Annotated in this window: 12 protein-coding genes and 4 tRNA genes; 3 read left to right on the top strand and 13 right to left on the bottom strand. The window is 47.4% G+C overall.

Translation table 11 applies throughout. From position 1 onward, the window contains the following. The first annotated feature begins 204 nt into the window (after positions 1-204). The 3 genes from ACYVGO_RS21155 to ACYVGO_RS21145 all read left to right on the top strand — a co-directional run bounded on the left by ACYVGO_RS21155 (position 205) and on the right by ACYVGO_RS21145 (position 3782). A complete protein-coding gene (locus ACYVGO_RS21155; protein ID WP_460970968.1) occupies positions 205-3066 on the top strand; it encodes a TonB-dependent receptor in 2862 nt (953 codons plus the stop codon). 141 nt (positions 3067-3207) lie between these two features. Then, positions 3208-3465, top strand: a complete 258-nt coding sequence (locus ACYVGO_RS21150; RefSeq protein ID WP_460970967.1) for an AbrB/MazE/SpoVT family DNA-binding domain-containing protein — start codon at positions 3208-3210, stop codon at positions 3463-3465. Beyond that, the gene (locus ACYVGO_RS21145; RefSeq protein WP_460970966.1) at positions 3453-3782 is read left to right on the top strand and encodes a type II toxin-antitoxin system PemK/MazF family toxin; all 330 of its coding nucleotides are present in this window, start codon (positions 3453-3455) and stop codon (positions 3780-3782) included. The genes ACYVGO_RS21150 and ACYVGO_RS21145 overlap by 13 nt, the downstream gene beginning before the upstream one ends. A gap of 82 nt (positions 3783-3864) precedes the next feature. On the opposite strand, the gene rpoC is transcribed toward ACYVGO_RS21145, so the two are convergent. The 13 genes from rpoC to ACYVGO_RS21080 all read right to left on the bottom strand — a co-directional run bounded on the left by rpoC (position 3865) and on the right by ACYVGO_RS21080 (position 17701). Then, positions 3865-8214 (bottom strand): DNA-directed RNA polymerase subunit beta', encoded by a 4350-nt coding sequence (gene rpoC / locus ACYVGO_RS21140; protein ID WP_142775446.1) that lies wholly within the window; start codon positions 8212-8214, stop codon positions 3865-3867. 105 nt (positions 8215-8319) lie between these two features. Then, positions 8320-12189: a DNA-directed RNA polymerase subunit beta gene (gene rpoB / locus ACYVGO_RS21135; protein ID WP_142776874.1), complete on the bottom strand. Its 3870-nt coding sequence runs from the start codon at positions 12187-12189 to the stop codon at positions 8320-8322. 248 nt (positions 12190-12437) lie between these two features. Beyond that, positions 12438-12821, bottom strand: coding sequence for a 50S ribosomal protein L7/L12 (gene rplL / locus ACYVGO_RS21130; protein ID WP_460970964.1), 384 nt, complete (start codon positions 12819-12821; stop codon positions 12438-12440). Between the two features lie 58 nt (positions 12822-12879). Next, positions 12880-13413, bottom strand: coding sequence for a 50S ribosomal protein L10 (gene rplJ / locus ACYVGO_RS21125; protein ID WP_142775444.1), 534 nt, complete (start codon positions 13411-13413; stop codon positions 12880-12882). A 3-nt stretch (positions 13414-13416) separates the two neighbouring features. Next, positions 13417-14115, bottom strand: coding sequence for a 50S ribosomal protein L1 (gene rplA, locus ACYVGO_RS21120; protein WP_142775443.1), 699 nt, complete (start codon positions 14113-14115; stop codon positions 13417-13419). 26 nt (positions 14116-14141) lie between these two features. Then, complete coding sequence (gene rplK / locus ACYVGO_RS21115; protein WP_111344336.1) at positions 14142-14585, bottom strand: 50S ribosomal protein L11; 444 nt, start codon at positions 14583-14585, stop codon at positions 14142-14144. A gap of 153 nt (positions 14586-14738) precedes the next feature. Further along, entirely contained in the window at positions 14739-15299 is a 561-nt protein-coding gene (gene nusG, locus ACYVGO_RS21110) for a transcription termination/antitermination protein NusG (RefSeq protein WP_460970963.1), read from the bottom strand. A 112-nt stretch (positions 15300-15411) separates the two neighbouring features. Beyond that, entirely contained in the window at positions 15412-15603 is a 192-nt protein-coding gene (gene secE / locus ACYVGO_RS21105; RefSeq protein WP_012928967.1) for a preprotein translocase subunit SecE, read from the bottom strand. A gap of 17 nt (positions 15604-15620) precedes the next feature. Continuing rightward, positions 15621-15691: transfer RNA gene (locus ACYVGO_RS21100), tRNA-Trp, on the bottom strand. 201 nt (positions 15692-15892) lie between these two features. Continuing rightward, positions 15893-17083, bottom strand: a complete 1191-nt coding sequence (tuf, locus tag ACYVGO_RS21095; RefSeq protein WP_142775442.1) for an elongation factor Tu — start codon at positions 17081-17083, stop codon at positions 15893-15895. 154 nt (positions 17084-17237) lie between these two features. Continuing rightward, positions 17238-17309: transfer RNA gene (locus ACYVGO_RS21090), tRNA-Thr, on the bottom strand. Positions 17310-17473: 164 nt separating this feature from the next. Further along, positions 17474-17546, bottom strand: a tRNA-Gly gene (locus ACYVGO_RS21085). 69 nt (positions 17547-17615) lie between these two features. Next, positions 17616-17701 (bottom strand) — tRNA-Tyr (locus tag ACYVGO_RS21080). Positions 17702-17804: the final 103 nt, after the last annotated feature.

Below are 17804 nucleotides of genomic sequence, written 5' to 3'. Positions count from 1 at the left end.
CCCCTTGTTAGGTAGTCATGAGGTTTGTTATTTAACACTGATCGATCGATCAACGCGTCTGATCTACCAGCACCCAGGCCAGATTATAAGTTTTTCGACTTAGTAGAAGCTGTTTACGTTATTGTGAATAACGTAAACAGCTTTTCTATTTTCTACTTTTTTTGTTTACCTTCCGTTTGGAATTGCTTACTACTCTTGCCAACTATGAGACAACTCTTTCTTTTACTGGCTTTTATAGCTTTGTCAATGGGAACGGTTCGGGCTCAAATTAACCTTGCCGGTATCGTTACTGATGACAACGAACATCCTTTAGCGGGGGTAACGATTATTATCCGGGGAACGAACATCGGTACCACAACGCGGGAAAACGGTCAATTTGCAGTACAGGCCAGTGGTGATCTGCCGTTAACGATCAGCGTATCATTTATAGGTTACCAACGGAAAGATGTATTGGTTAGGGGGAATAATTTTCGGAACATCATTGTCAAATTAGCCGAAGAAGTAATCCTGAGCGAAGAGATTGTTATATCGGCCAGCCGTGTGCCAGAAGATATTCAGAAAGCCGCTGTAACCGTAGAGAAGCTCGGTGTCAAGCAGTTTCAACAATCACCAGCTATTACTCCGTTCGATGCCCTGCAGCATGTTAAAGGCGTTGATTTATTAACCCAAAGCCTGACATTTAAATCGATTAATCTTCGGGGTTTCGGATCCAACAATAACAACCGATTTCTGCAACTGACGGATGGAATGGACAACCGTTCCCCAGGTTTGGGATTTGGTTTCGGAAACATAGCTGGTATTTCGGATCTGGATGTTGACAATATCGAACTGATTCCCGGCGCATCATCGGCCCTCTACGGACCAGATGCCTTACAAGGGTTGATGCTTACCTCAAGCAAGAATCCCTTCACGTACCAAGGACTGAGTGTTCAGTTAAAAGTTGGTGCCAATAATTTCGGTAAAGCAGATTTCGGGCCTAAGGGCTACAGCGATGTAGCGGTCCGTTATGCCAAACAGGTGAATGACCATTTCGCCTTTAAAGTGAATTTCCAGCGAACCAGCGGTACCGATTTCATTGCCGACGATTATAGTGATCGTCAGACTCATTCACGGGCTAACTTTTTTGCTACTGACCCGAGCCGGGGTGGAATAGCCACGGGTATTGGCTACTTACCGAATAATAATGCCAATACCAATTTTCAATACGATGGAGTAAATATATACGGGGATGAAATCAGTGGTAATGGCAGTGCCTATACCTTTCCAAAAGACTATGCCAACGTATTGTTACAGAATAAGCTAGTGACCCGAACGGGTTATACGGAGCTAGAATTATTGGGGAATAATGGCAAGGTGTTTAATAACCGGGCCAACGTAGCACTCCATTATAAACTGCCTGGAAACATCGAGGCATCCTTGGGTTGGTATTATGGCAATGGCAACTTCATTCGCACGGCCAGCTTTCGGGAGTACTTCCCTGACTACCAACGGCATCAGATTAAGGCAGAGCTGCGTGGTGAAAATTTCTTCCTGCGGGCTTATACCACCCAGCAAAAAGCCGAAGCCTGGAACATTGGACAGATGGCTGCTGCTATCAACAATAGCTGGAAATCACTTGGACAGTGGGCTGCTGAATTTGGTCAGGTTTATATTGACAACAAATTCATTGTTGGCGATTCCCGCGCTACCGCCGATCGGGGTCGTTATCTGCCCGGTACTGATCGATTCAATGCGGTACGTGATGCATTTGCTACTACCTACAATACAGACTCGGTTCCAGGCTACAGAGGTGCCAGAGGTATGCGCTTCCGTGACAATTCGGCTCTCTGGCACTACGAGGGCATGTATAATTTCTCCAAACTGGTAGAGGTGGCGGAGGTAATTATTGGAGGAAGCGTTCGCCATTATGGCTTAAATACGGGCGGTACGGCTGTCGCACTGAAGGCTGATGGTTCTGAATATACTATCAATGAGTATGGAGCCTATGTGCAGGTATCAAAAGAAGCGCGTATAAGTAGTACCGTCATGGTGAAGCCAACTATAGCCATTCGATACGACAAGAATCAGTATCTCAACGGTGGGTTTACCCCTCGCGCATCAGCCGTTGTTACCATTGGTCAACATAACTTTCGGGGATCGTGGCAGTCGGCGTTTCGTAATCCTTCACCAGGGCAATTGTTTGCGGTTCCGGCTGCTGGCAAAGCGGGCGAAGTGGGTGGTCTAGAGTCGGTAGCAGCGTCGGCTGGCCTAGTCTCAAATTCAGCCTATGTAGATAGCGACGTAACTGATTTTACCGCTGGGCGGATCACCGAAGATCAACTCCGAAGTCGTGCCTACAGGCCGACCAACTTTAAGACGGAGAAAATACAGACATGGGAAGTAGGCTACAAAGCCTTGATTAAAAGTAGATTATACGTTGATGCAATGTACTTCCATAGCAAATACACGGATTTTATAACAGCCCAAAGTTTTTATCAACCAACAAATGGCCAGCTTACTGACTTTGCCACAAATTCTTATCGCGTAGTACAGATCAATTTTAACAACACAAATGAGGCATTTGTAAATGGCTGGGGAGTAGGAGCGGAGTATAGTTTAGGTCAGGGTTTTACGCTTACTGGTAATTACGCCCGCCAGGTTGGTACTGTAACACTTCGGGATGCACAGGGAAATGTAGTCAACGATAATGCGGGAGCGCCAATCGTTAACCGCAAAATGAGCAATCCTGAAGTTGTGCAAAAAGGACGTAACTTCTTTAACTCTCCCGAAAATCGCTACAACATCGGTCTAAACAACCCGCAACTGACGGATCGGCTTGGCGCTACCATCACCTATCGATGGACGGATAAGACCTGGTTCGAGCAGGGTACTACCGCTGGCGATACCTGGTTACCCTCCTGGACAAGTTTAGATGCGCAGGTATCGTATAAAGTCCCGACTTATAAATCGGTTGTTAAGTTGGGTGGGACGAATATTTTGAATAAATACTATGCCCAGGGTTATGGGCTGGCCCGCATTGGGGGATTGTATTATGTGAGTATTACGTTTGATGAGTTGATGCGGTAGGGTGAAAACTGGTTATTGGAAATCAGTAAGTAGTACATCCGTGTCACATCCAGAGTTGGCCTAGAGTAACAAACTCAATTCAGATAAACTACTTTCTTTCTATTTGTTGTTATACCTTTGTTATAACATGTAAAGGTAACTATGCAAGTACATATCAGACGTATCGGTAATTCTCAGGGCATTATTCTTCCAAGACCTTTACTTCAACAGGCGGGTATTGAAAATGAGGTTGACTTGGAGGTAATAGATGGTGCTATTGTTCTTCGCCCTGCGAAGTCAGACCCTCGTGCTAATTGGGGTCAACTGTTTCAGAATGCGATTGAAGCTGGTCATAAGCCTGAGAAAGACTTGTTTAACGGTGCATCGAATGATTTTGATCAAACCGAATGGCAGTGGTAATTAGTCGCTTCGAAGTTTGGTTGGTGTCTTTAGATCCAACTCGGGGTAGCGAAATTGCCAAAACACGTCCCTGTGTAGTTATTTCGCCGGATTCGGTAAACAAGTATCTAAATACGGTTATTGTTGCTCCACTAACCAGTGCTCATAAGCCATATCCAACACGAGTCGATTGTCAGTTCGATGGTCGGGCTGGCCAGATAGCACTAGATCAGGAGCGGAGTGTGGATAAATCGCGTTTAGTAAAAAATCTTGGGCGGTTAGACGAAGCTGCAAACCAACAAATTTGCGCTACGTTAGTAGAAATGTTTACGTATTAGAGATAATTCATACAAACTAAAAATGCCCCAGTCATTTCTGACCGGGGCATTTTTAGTTTGTATTGTATGACTAGGCCAACGATTAAACCGTCGCCCGTTTCTTGCTGCGGGCAAACTGTTCGCGCGATTCGGTAACTGTTTCCAGTTCCTCTTTCGAACCAACAATGGCACTTTGGTAGCGACGAAGACCCGTACCGGCTGGAATCAGGTGACCCACGATAACGTTCTCTTTCAGACCGTCAAGTACGTCACGCTTACCGCGGATAGAGGCTTCACTCAATACCTTCGTTGTTTCCTGGAAGGAAGCCGCAGAGATAAAGCTATCAGTACCCAGCGATGATTGAGTGATACCCATCAGCGTTGGTTGAGAAACCGCAGCCATAGCATCGCGAACGGTCACAAGAGCCATATCACGGCGTTTCAGGCTTGAGTTCTCATCCCGCAACTGACGACTCGTTACAATCATACCAGGCTTGAAGTTTGGCGAATCGCCAGCATCCATAACAACCTTGGCATCAAGTACTTTATCGTTTTCTTCGCGGAACGCCCACTTATCAACAACCTGTCCTTCGAGGAAGTTGGTATCGCCTGAGTCGATGATTTCAACTTTCTGCATCATCTGACGCACGATGGCTTCGATGTGCTTATCGTTGATTTTCACCCCTTGCAGGCGGTAAACTTCCTGAATTTCATTTACCAGATACTCCTGAACGGCAGTTGGACCTTTGATGGCCAGAATGTCGCTTGGCGTAATGGCACCGTCAGATAATGGCGCACCAGCACGAACGAAGTCATTGTCTTGTACAAGGATGAACTTCGACAGGGGAACCAGATACTTCTTCTTCGTGCCGTCTTTCGACTCGATGAAGATTTCACGGTTACCACGTTTGATTGTGCCGTACGTAACAACACCATCAATTTCGCTTACTACAGCTGGGTTCGATGGGTTACGCGCTTCGAATAATTCCGTTACCCGTGGCAGACCACCCGTAATGTCACGCGTTTTACCAACGTTACGTGGAATTTTCGCCAGTGGCTGACCAGCCTTAATTTTCTGGCCTTCCTTCACAACCAGACGTGAGCCAACAGGTAAGTTGTAACTCTTCTGGAGCGGTCCACCGTCGTTATCAGGCAAGTGTAGCGACAATGTCGTTGTGCCCTGAACGATGATAGCAGGGTTCTTCGCTTTATCACGAGTTTCGATGATTACCTTCTCCTGGAAGCCGGTCTGTTCATCGAACTCTTCACGGTAGGTAATACCGTCTTCAATAGCGTCGAAGCTCAACGTACCGGTTAATTCCGACAGGATAACGGCGTTATAAGGATCCCAGGCGCAAATGTCGTCGCCTTTTTTCACCATATCGCCATCTTTCACCCGCAGGAACGCACCGTAAGGAACGTTATTGCTGATCAGCACTACGTTGCGATCTGCCGGATTGACAATCCGAACTTCACCCGAGCGGCCCATTACGACCGTTTGTGGGTTACCTTCGCTGTCTTCCGACTGAACCGTCCGCATTTCTTCCAGTTCGATCAATCCATCGAATTTCGCTTTGATCGACGCATCAACGGCAATGTTCGACGCTGTACCACCCACGTGGAAGGTACGAAGCGTTAACTGGGTACCTGGTTCACCAATGGACTGCGAGGCAATTACACCCACAGCTTCACCGATGTCAACCATGCGGCCTGATGCCAGGTTACGACCATAGCACTTAGCGCAAACACCCTGCCGCGACTCACAAGTCAGTACTGAACGGATTTCAACCGTTTCAATGCTGGTTTCGTCGATATGAGCAGCTACTTCTTCGGTTACGATGTCGCCCGAAGCAACGATCAACTCTTTCGTAAGCGGATCATAGATATCATGTACCGTGGTACGACCCAAAATCCGTTCGGACAGTGGCTCAACGATGTCTTCGTTATCTTTCAGGGCCGATACTTGCAGACCACGTAAGGTACCGCAATCGTCTTCACTGATAATAACATCCTGCGCTACGTCGTGCAGACGGCGGGTCAGGTAACCAGCATCAGCTGTTTTCAGAGCTGTATCGGCCAGACCTTTCCGGGCACCGTGTGTCGAGATGAAGTACTCCAATACGTCGAGACCTTCTTTGAAGTTCGACAGAATCGGGTTTTCGATGATCTCACCAACCGAGCCTTGCAGGTTTTTCTGTGGCTTAGCCATCAGACCCCGCATACCGCCCAACTGACGAATCTGCTCGCGAGAACCACGGGCTCCCGAGTGCATCATCATATAAATTGAGTTAAAACCACCCTGATCGGCTTCGAGTTGCTTCATCAGCGTCTCGGTCAAACGGGAGTTTACGCGCGTCCAGATATCGATAACCTGGTTGTAGCGTTCGTTCTCCGTAATCAGACCCATCAGGTAGTTATCCCAAACCGACTGTACTTCAGCTTTTGCTTCGTCAACAAGCCCTTGTTTGGCTTCAGGAATCATGATGTCGCTCAAACCGATCGACAGACCACCCCGGAACGCCATCTGGAACCCAAGTTCTTTGATTTCGTCAAGGAACTGAGCTGTCCGGGCACCACCCGAGATTTTGAAGATCAACGCAATGATTTGCTGAAGTTTTTTCTTCGTCAACAATTCATTGATATAACCTACTTCTTCAGGAACAGCCTGATTGAATAGCAAGCGACCAGCTACTGTGTCGATTACTTTCCAAACCAGATCGCCATTTTCGTCCCGAACTTTCACCCGGCACTTAATATTGGCGTGTTTAGAAACTTTACCTTCGTTGATACCGATAATTACTTCTTCCGTACCATAGAACGTCATGCCTTCACCCGCAATAGGGTACTCAGGAATGCTCTTGCGACCTTTGGTCACATAATACAGACCCAATACCATGTCCTGCGATGGTACCGTAATTGGCGCACCGTTGGCAGGGTTCAGGATATTGTGCGACGCCAGCATCAGCAGAGACGCTTCAAGGACAGCTTCCTGGCCCAGTGGCACGTGAACGGCCATCTGGTCACCGTCAAAGTCAGCATTGAAGGCGGTACAAACGAGAGGGTGTAACTGAATAGCTTTCCCTTCGATCAGTTTCGGCTGGAATGCCTGAATACCTAAGCGGTGAAGCGTTGGAGCCCGGTTCAGCAGAACAGGGTGGCCTTTCAATACGTTTTCCAGAATATCCCAGATAACAGGATCTTTCCGGTCAACGATTTTCTTCGCCGATTTCACCGTTTTCACGATACCGCGCTCAATCAGTTTCCGAATAACAAACGGCTTGAACAATTCAGCCGCCATGTCTTTGGGCAAACCACACTCGTGCAGTTTCAATTCAGGACCAACCACGATAACCGAACGACCTGAATAGTCGACACGCTTACCGAGCAGGTTCTGCCGGAAACGACCTTGCTTACCTTTCAGCATGTCGGACAACGACTTCAGCGCACGGTTACCTTCCGAACGAACGGCGTTTACCTTACGTGAGTTGTCGAACAGCGAATCGACAGCTTCCTGCAACATCCGTTTTTCGTTACGGAGAATTACTTCGGGAGCTTTGATTTCGATAAGACGTTTCAGACGGTTGTTCCGGATGATAACCCGACGATACAGGTCATTCAAATCGGACGTAGCGAAACGACCACCATCCAATGGGACAAGTGGGCGCAATTCGGGAGGAATAACTGGAACCATCTTGATCACCATCCATTCGGGACGGTTTTCAATGCGGCCATTGGCTTCCCGGAATGCTTCAACGACTTTCAATCGTTTCAGCGCTTCTGCTTTCCGTTGTTGCGACGTATCTGTGGCAGCAGCGTGGCGTAATGAGTACGATAACTCATCTAACTCCACCCGAGACAATAACATCTCCAACGCTTCAGCGCCCATTTTGGCGATGAATTTGTTTGGATCTTTATCGTCGAGGTGTTGGTTGCTGCTCGGCAGTTTGTCAATAATGTCAAGATACTCGTCCTCCGTCAGGAAGTCGAGTTGATTGATACCGTCTTCGGCTTTAACACCGGGTTGTACAACTACGTAGCGTTCGTAGTAGATAACCTGGTCGAGTTTTTTGGTCGAAAGGCCCAGCAGATACCCAATTTTGTTAGGCAGACTGCGGAAGTACCAGATATGCGCAACAGGCACCACCAGTTCGATGTGGCCCATACGCTCCCGGCGAACCTTTTTCTCGGTTACTTCTACGCCACAACGGTCACAGATAATGCCTTTATAGCGAATCCGCTTGTATTTACCGCAATGACATTCCCAGTCCTTAACAGGCCCAAAAATGCGCTCGCAGAACAAGCCGCCCATTTCGGGTTTATAAGTCCGGTAATTGATCGTCTCCGGCTGTGTTACTTCGCCGTAGGAACTCTCCAAAATAGACTCCGGCGATGCCAGACTGATCGTCACAGTGGCAAAGTCGCTGTTGAGTTTCTTGTTCTTTTTGAACGACATTGGTTGGAGGTTTAATTTAAGGAGAAAAGGGAGGAGGGAGGAGAGGGAGGAAGGGAAAGTGAGTTTTTTGACCCCTTCCTCCTTTCTCCCCTTCCTCCCTTCTCCTTACTCTAATGTAATTTCAAGTGCAAGACCACGTAACTCGTGAACGAGTACGTTGAACGACTCAGGAATATTTGGCTTCGGCAGGTTCTCACCTTTTACGATAGCCTCATATGCCTTCGCACGGCCGACTACGTCATCGGATTTCACGGTCAGAATTTCCTGCAGGATGTTCGAAGCACCGAAGGCTTCCAATGCCCATACTTCCATCTCACCGAACCGCTGACCACCAAACTGCGCTTTACCACCCAGCGGCTGCTGCGTAATGAGCGAGTAGGGTCCAATCGAACGGGCGTGCATTTTATCGTCTACTAAGTGGCCAAGTTTGAGCATGTAAATGATACCGACCGTTACTGGCTGATCGAAACGGTCGCCCGTCAGACCATTGTAAAGGTACGTCCGGCCGAACGATGGCAAACCTGCTTCGTCCAACTCGTCGGCTACTTGTTGCTCCGTTGCTCCATCGAAAATCGGTGTTGCATACTTGCGATCTAGTTTCTGACCAGCCCAGGCCAATACAGTTTCGTAAATCTGACCGATGTTCATCCGGGAAGGTACGCCAAGCGGATTCAATACGATGTCCACTTTCGTTCCATCTTCGAGGAACGGCATGTCTTCATCACGAACGATCCGGGCAACAACCCCTTTGTTACCGTGACGACCAGCCATTTTATCCCCCACTTTCAGCTTACGCTTCTTGGCGATATATACTTTAGCCAGTTTCACAATACCTGCTGGGAGTTCGTCACCAACTTCAAGCGTGAACCGTTCGCGTTTGAACCGTCCCGTAATTTCACTCCGGCGGTTGTTGTAGTTTTTCACTAAAGCAACAACCATCTCGTTCAACTTAGGATCTTCTGTCCAGTCGTTCAGATTCATATCCGACAAGAGGTTAGCCTCTTCCGGAACAGCATAGCTGCTTTCGTCGCGATAAGCGTTTTTATCTGGGAAGAGGTTATCCGTAATATTCTTCCGGTTGAACTTCACCCCTTTGCTAACGATCTCATCGCCGAACTTATGCTTAACACCCGCACTGGTTTTTCCATCGAGCAATGGCACGATTTTTTCAATCATGCGCGCCCGGAAGTCATTCAGTTCACGGCTGTATTTCTTCATTAAGGCTTTCACCTCGTCTTTGTGCTTACCCCGATCTTCTTTGGCCGGACGGGCAAACAATTTGGTATCGATAACGACACCTTTCAGAGACGGTGGTGCTTTCTTCGACGCATCTTTCACGTCACCGGCTTTATCCCCGAAGATAGCACGGAGAAGTTTTTCTTCTGGCGTTGGATCACTTTCACCTTTCGGCGTAATCTTACCAATCAGAATGTCACCTTCTTTTACTTCCGTACCCACACGAACGATACCGTTTTCGTCGAGGTTACGAACTGTTTCTTCCGATACGTTTGGAATTTCGGAGGTTAATTCCTCTTCGCCCCGTTTCGTATCACGAACTTCCAGTTCAAACTCTTCAATGTGAATCGAGGTGAAGATATCTTCACGAACGACCCGCTCCGAAATCACGATAGCATCCTCAAAGTTGTACCCCTGCCAGGGCATGAAAGCAACTTTCATATTCCGGCCAAGTGCCAACTCACCCGCCTGGGTTGCATACCCTTCGCACAATACATCGCCTTTTTTCACCTTCTGGCCTTTCAGCACGGTTGGCTTAATGTTGATGCACGTATCCTGGTTAGTCCGGCGGAATTTGATGAGTTTGTACGTTTTTCGGTCTTCGTCGAATGTTGTCGCTAGCTGATCATCGTCAAGATTATACTTAACAACAATTTTAGTCGAATCAACAAACTCGATTACGCCATCAGCCTCGGCAATTACCAGCGTCCGTGAGTCAACAGCTACACGTCCTTCCAGACCTGTACCTACAATTGGAGCTTCAGGACGGAGCAGTGGAACTGCCTGACGTTGCATGTTCGAGCCCATCAGGGCACGGTTAGCATCGTCATGCTCAAGGAACGGAATCATGGAAGCCGCCACCGATACAATCTGGTTCGGGGCAATATCCATAAAGGTAACGTTCGCTGGTTCTGCCATTGGGAAGTCACCTTCAAAACGGGCTTTCAGACGATCAACCTGGAAGTTCCCTTTTTTATCGACGCCTGCGTTAGCCTGCGCGATGTAGTGGGTATCTTCTTCTTCGGCCGTCAGGTACATCACTGGCTTATCCATCGATACCTTCCCGTTTTCGATAATACGGTAAGGGGTTTCGATGAAGCCCATGCTATTGATTTTAGCATAGACACACAATGATGAAATCAGACCGATGTTTGGACCTTCAGGCGTTTCAATCGTACACAGACGACCGTAGTGAGTATAGTGAACGTCACGAACTTCAAAACCAGCCCGTTCACGCGACAGACCACCGGGTCCAAGAGCCGACATACGACGCTTGTGCGTCACCTCGGCTAATGGGTTCGTTTGGTCCATAAACTGCGATAATTGGTTCGTACCGAAGAACGAGTTGATAACTGACGATAAAGTCCGGGCGTTGATCAGGTCAACAGGTTTGAAATCCTCGTTGTCCCGAACGTTCATCCGTTCTTTAATTGTCCGCGCCATACGGGCCAGGCCGACCCCAAACTGCGCATATAACTGCTCACCTACTGTCCGAACGCGTCGGTTACTCAGATGGTCAATATCATCGACAACGGCCTTCGAGTTAATCAGACCAATCAGGTACTTCACAATAGACACAATATCTTCTGTGGTTAATACCTTCATTTCTGACGAAATGTCGAGACCTAATTTTTTGTTGATCCGGTAACGGCCTACGTCGCCAAGGTCGTAGCGTTTGTCCGAGAAAAACAGACTCTGAATAATTTCGCGGGCTGTTTGTTCATCGGGCGCGTCGGCGTTCCGAAGCTGCCGATAGATTTGCTCTACAGCCTCTTTTTCAGAGTTAGAGCTATCTTTCTGCAGCGTGTTATAAATAATGTTGTAATCGGCCATGTTCATGTCTTCCTTATGCAGGATGACCGATTTCTGACCCGATTCCGTAATTACATCAATATCATCTGCCGAGATGGCCGAATCGCGCTCCAGGAGCACCTCGTTCCGGCTGATGGAAACTACTTCGCCCGTATCCTCATCCACAAAGTCTTCCGTCCACGTGCGCAGTACCCGAGCCGCTAACCGACGGCCAATGGCCTTCTTCAGGTTAGCAGGCGTTGCAGGAACTTCTTCCGACAGGCCGAACAGGTCCAGAATGTCTTTATCCGAACCGAAGCCAATGGCACGTAACAGCGTCGTTACCGGGAATTTCTTCTTCCGGTCGATGTACGCATACATGACATTGTTTACGTCCGTCGAAAACTCAATCCATGAGCCTTTGAACGGAATAATCCGTGCCGAATAAAGTTTAGTACCATTCGTGTGCTTGCTCATTGAAAAGAACACGCCCGGCGAACGGTGCAACTGGGAAACAATGACCCGTTCTGCTCCGTTAATGACAAACGAGCCTTTCTCGGTCATATACGGAATGTTACCCAAAAATACCTCCTGCTCAATCGTTTCAAAGTCCTCGTTGTCGGGATCATTGTTTGATAGACGCAGTTTGGCTTTTAGAGGCACCGAATAGGTCAGGCCCCGGTCGATCGACTCATCGACCGAATATTTCGGCGGATCGACAGAGTAATCGATGAACTCCAGTTTGAAATTCTCACGGGAGTCAGAAATGGGGAAATTTTCCTGAAAAACTTTGAACAAGCCTTCTTCCGACCGTTGGTTGGAGGGCGTGTCAAGCTGGAAAAAATCTTTGAAGGATTTTACTTGGATGTCCAGAAAGTCTGGGTATCCAATCACTGGCTGAATCGTCGCAAAATTTTTGCGCGTACTGATTTTCGCGTTTGTCGCCAAGATTGTGCTTCGTTTAGTGCGTAACCGATTCTCAATGAGTGCGTTGCGAAGATTTGCCACGGCACTCGAACTAAGCGGTATTCAGACTCCAGGTGTCACCCAACCCAAGGAGCGTAAATAAAGAACATATAGCAATAAAAATAAGTTTGTCTTTTGCAAGAGCTTAGACAAAAAGTCTCCAAACAGGAAAAGACCAGACGTTGGTCTGGCCTCCCCTGCCTGGAGCGATATGCGAGAGAGCTATCTGCTTACTTAACTTCTACTTCAGCACCAGCTTCTTCAAGTTGTTTCCGCAGTGCTTCTGCTTCGTCTTTAGCAACGCCTTCTTTTACTGGTTTTGGAGCTGTATCAACCAATTCTTTGGCTTCTTTCAGACCAAGACCAGTCAGGTCTTTAACTAATTTTACGACAGCTAGTTTAGCAGCACCAGCCGACTTCAGAATGACGTCGAACGATGTCTTCTCAGCAACAACTGGAGCAGCATCACCTGCACCTGCGCCACCGGCTACCATTACGGGAGCAGCAGCAGCTGGTTCGATGCCATACTCATCCTTCAGGATAGTAGCTAGCTCGTTAACTTCTTTAACTGTCAGGCTTACAAGCTGCTCCGCGAACGCTTTCAAATCTGCCATTGTAGTATTTTCTTAATTTGATTGTGATACAATATTGAAAAACTTGGTGTCGGAAAAATTAAGCTGCTTCCTCGCGCTCCGACAGCGTTTTGAGGATACCGGCCAATTTGTTGCCACCACTTTGCAACGCCGAGATGACGTTTTTGGCAGGTGATTGCAGCAGACCGATGATTTCGCCAATCAACTCTTCTTTGCTCTTCAGTGCGATGAGCGTATCGAGTTGGTCAGCACCAATAAATAGGCTATAATCAATTGAAGCAGCCTTCAATTCCAGCTTTTTGCTCGTTTTACGGAACTCCTTAATAAGCTGTGCTGGTGCTTTGCCATTGCTGGGGTGAAACATCACCGCCGACTGACCATGCAGCACCGTATCGTTGAACGGCGTAAAATCCGTATCGAGGGGTTCGAGTGCCTTTTTGATGAACGAATTCTTCACCACTTTGTACTCGATGCCCCGGTCAAAACACATCCGACGGAGATTGTTGGTTTCAGCAACCGTCATGCCATTGGCTTCCGTGATGTAGAAGAAGGGAATAGTCTGGAACTTTCCAGCTAATTCCTCAATAATTGCTCCTTTGTCCTCGCGCTTCATGGCTTAAATACCGGCTACTGTGCCTTTATCAATCGTTACTCCCGGACTCATCGTGCTCGACAGGTTAATCGTTTTCACATACGTTCCTTTAGCCGAAGATGGCTTCAGGCGAAGCAGTGTTGAAATGATTTCCTGCGCGTTTTCGGCCAGTTTTTCTGGCGTAAACGATACTTTACCAATACTGGTGTGAATAGCTCCCTGTTTATCAACTTTAAAGTCAATTTTACCGGCTTTCACCTCGCGAACTGCTTTCGCTACGTCAGGTGTTACTGTACCCGATTTAGGATTTGGCATCAGACCGCGTGGCCCTAGGACTTTACCCAGACGACCAACTTTAGCCATAACGTTCGGCATCGTGATAATCACGTCGATGTCCGTCCAGCCTTGTTCGATTTTCTGAATGTATTCGTCGAGACCCACGAAATCAGCACCTGCTTCTTTCGCTTCGTTCTCCTTGTCCGGGGTGCAGAGCACCAGAACGCGAACCGTTTTACCCGTACCATGTGGCAACGTAGCAACGCCACGAACCATCTGGTCGGCTTTACGCGGATCAACGCCTAACCGAACGTCAATATCGACGGAAGCATCGAATTTAGTGTACGAAATCTCTTTCAGAATCTCAGCTGCCTGGTGGAGCGAGTATTCTTTGGCAGCATCGTACTTCGACTGGGCTTCCTTTTGTTTTTTCGTTAACTTAGCCATTTGTGTGTTTGCTTCGGCAAGTCTGTTTAGTTCTCGAAGGGCGCTGTACCCGTCACCGTGATTCCCATGCTGCGGGCCGTACCGGCCACCTGCTTCATAGCCGATTCAATCGTGAACGCGTTCAGGTCTGGCATCTTCGTTTCCGCGATTGTCCGAACCTGATCCCATGTCACTGAGCCGACTTTTTTGCGGTTTGGTTGAGCAGAGCCGCCTTTCAGCTTAGCTGCTTCCATCAGCAGAATCGGTGCGGGCGGAGTTTTGATGACGAAATCAAAGGACTTATCCTTATAATACGTAATCAAAACTGGCAATACCGTACCCATTTTATCCTGTGTCCGGCCGTTGAATTGCTTGCAGAATTCCATGATATTTAAACCCTTGGAACCCAGCGCCGGACCAATCGGAGGTGAGGGGTTGGCTTGCCCGCCTTTGACTTGCAGCTTAACGTAGCCACCTACTTCTTTTGCCATTGTGGTAATTGAGTTACGATCTTCTGCTGTTGGTTTCCTACCGGTTAGTCACATAACCAATCCGCACGCCTTGAGCAGTTAATCAACTTGTTTTGGTTGGCCATCCTCTGAGGGAAGCATAGGATGCCAGGCCACGGAGAACTAATCTTGCGACTAGCTTTCCTTTTCTACTTGTGCGTAACTGAGTTCTACCGGAGTGTTCCGGCCAAATATTTTAACAACGACGTTCAATTTTTTCCGGTCGTCGAATACTTCTTCTACAGTGCCGATAAATCCACCAAATGGACCATCAACAACTTTTACATTTTCACCTTTCAGATAACCTATGGTTGGGGCAGCAACTTCCTGCGCTTCTTCGTCAACTTTACCTAAAATCCGATTCACTTCAGCTTGACGTAGTGGAACGGGTACTTTCGAGGTTGTTCCAACTTGCGCGTTCCCTAGAAAACCCAACACGCCCGGCATATTCAAAATCATGTCGAGTGCTCGGTTATTACCCAAATCAGCCGAAATAAGAATGTAACCAGGAAAAAATGATTTTTCCCGAACGCGTTTCTTGCCGTTACGCATTTCGTACACCTTCTCCGCCGGAATCAATACCTGCGGAATTACTTCGTCCAACTTCTGCCGGATAATCTCATTGTCGAGGTAGGATTTGATTTTCTTCTCCTGACCCGACACCGCCCGAATGACGTACCATTGTATGCCGCTCATAGTAGTTGTCATTTGTTGTCATTTGCTAGGCATTCGTTGTCATTTGTTGTTACGTCCTGTTTGCACAATAAATGACGACTAATGACCATACATGGCTATGAATGACTAATTATTAGAATGACTGATAAAATGCGTTCAGTCCGTTCTCGAACACTAAATCAATTAACCCGACCAATAGCGCAAAAATCAGCGAAGCTACCAGTACCAGCGTTGAACTGGATTGCAGATCGCTGAATTTAGGCCAAGTCACGTTATGCTGAACTTCCTCCCAAGAGGCTTTCAGAAACGAAATAAACTTGTCCATTCGATGTAAGGGATTTGCACGGGTGGAGAGATTCGAACTCCCATCAACGGTTTTGGAGACCGCTATTCTACCCTTGAACTACACCCGTAGAATATATTCCTGTCGTTTGCCTACGGTGACATTCCCTTTGCTGTCATTTATAGTCATTTGTCGTGGATACAATAAATGACAAGTTTTGACGACTAATAGCAATGAATGCCCTTTCGTAAACGGACTGCAAAAGTACGAATTAATATCAAAAAAACAAGTGCATCTCCGCTAAGAAATGCACTTGTTTTTAGGTATTTAACTATAAATCAATAATTTCAGTTACCTGACCAGCTCCTACGGTACGACCACCTTCGCGAATAGCGAAACGAAGGCCTTTTTCCATAGCAATTTTGTTGATCAGTGTTACATCAATCGTGATGTTATCACCTGGCATTACCATCTCAACGTTAGCAGGTAACATGATTTCACCCGTTACGTCAGTGGTGCGGAAATAAAACTGTGGACGGTACTTGTTGAAGAATGGAGTATGACGGCCACCTTCTTCTTTCGACAGTACATAAACCTCAGCTTTGAACTTCGCGTGTGGTTTAACTGAACCTGGCTTACAAATAACCATACCACGACGGATATCGGTTTTTTCAATACCACGGAGCAGAAGACCTACGTTGTCACCAGCTTCTCCACGGTCCAGAATTTTCCGGAACATTTCAACACCCGTTACAACTGATTTCAGGTTTTCAGCACCCATACCCAGAATTTCAACTGGTTCACCCGAATTGATAACACCCCGTTCGATACGACCGGTTGCCACTGTACCACGACCTGTGATCGAGAATACGTCCTCTACTGGCATCAGGAACGGAAGATCCGTCTGACGTGGAGGCAGTGGAATAAAGTCATCTACGTTTTGCATTAATTCTTCGATGGTAGCAACCCATTTAGCATCGCCGTTCAAGCCACCCAGAGCCGAACCTTGAATAACTGGGATGTTATCGCCGTCGAAGTTATAGAAGCTTAACAGCTCGCGGATTTCCATCTCAACGAGTTCAAGCAACTCAGGATCGTCTACCATGTCCACTTTGTTCATGAAGACAACCAATTGAGGTACGCCTACCTGACGGGCAAGCAGGATGTGCTCACGAGTCTGTGGCATTGGTCCGTCGGTTGCAGCTACCACGAGGATAGCGCCATCCATTTGTGCAGCACCAGTCACCATGTTTTTCACATAGTCAGCGTGGCCTGGGCAGTCAACGTGGGCGTAGTGACGGTTCGCCGTTGCATATTCAACGTGCGATGTATTGATGGTGATACCACGCTCTTTTTCTTCCGGAGCGTTGTCAATTGAGGAGAAGTCCCGAATTGCGGCTAGACCCTTTCCGGCCAGCACTTTCGTAATGGCAGCCGTCAGCGTCGTTTTACCGTGGTCAACGTGACCAATCGTACCGATGTTAACGTGCGGTTTCGAGCGGTCAAAATTCTCTTTTGCCATGTTTTTAAAACGCTATTGTGAACTGTTTTTGTTATTGAATGAATTCGCTGAAAATTAATTAAACCCAGCGAAATCATCCCGGTTGAGGGCTGACGTCATTTGGGCTTAAACCGCCTAAGCGGCCCTGTCAAAAAGACTTCCTGAAGAAGCCCTGAGCCGTTACGGGGACTTGAACCCCGGACCTCTTCCTTACCAAGGAAGTGCTCTACCGCTGAGCTATAACGGCTTACTTAATAAAGGTAAACTGGTTAATGTATGATGAATAATGCTTTATAAAAAAATACACTGTTCATCCTACATTAGTCATTAACAGAGCGGAAGACGGGTCTCGAAGTGGAACGCCACCCCGGCCGCAATCTATAGCTTGTAAGACCAGCACTCTACCAATTGAGCGGAAGACGGGTCTCGAACCCGCAACCTATAGCTTGGAAGGCTATCGCTCTACCAATTGAGCTACTTCCGCTTACTTAGTGGTTAGTTAACAGTAGAGCAGTAACTAGTACAACGGATTACTAATTAACTATTCACTAAATGGTGGGGAGTGGAGGATTCGAACCTCCGAAGGCGTACGCCAGCAGATTTACAGTCTGATCCATTTGGCCACTCTGGAAACTCCCCGAAAAACACTTTTAAAGAACAATTCCAACCCCGCTTCCGGTTTTGGAGTTGCAAAATTACACGTTTTTGTGGTGTTGTCAACAGAAGCTCTAAAAATAATTTT

Source organism: Spirosoma migulaei, assembly GCF_054776855.1.
Note: the sequence above shows the minus strand (reverse complement) of the source record. Positions and strands in the feature narration are given on the sequence as shown.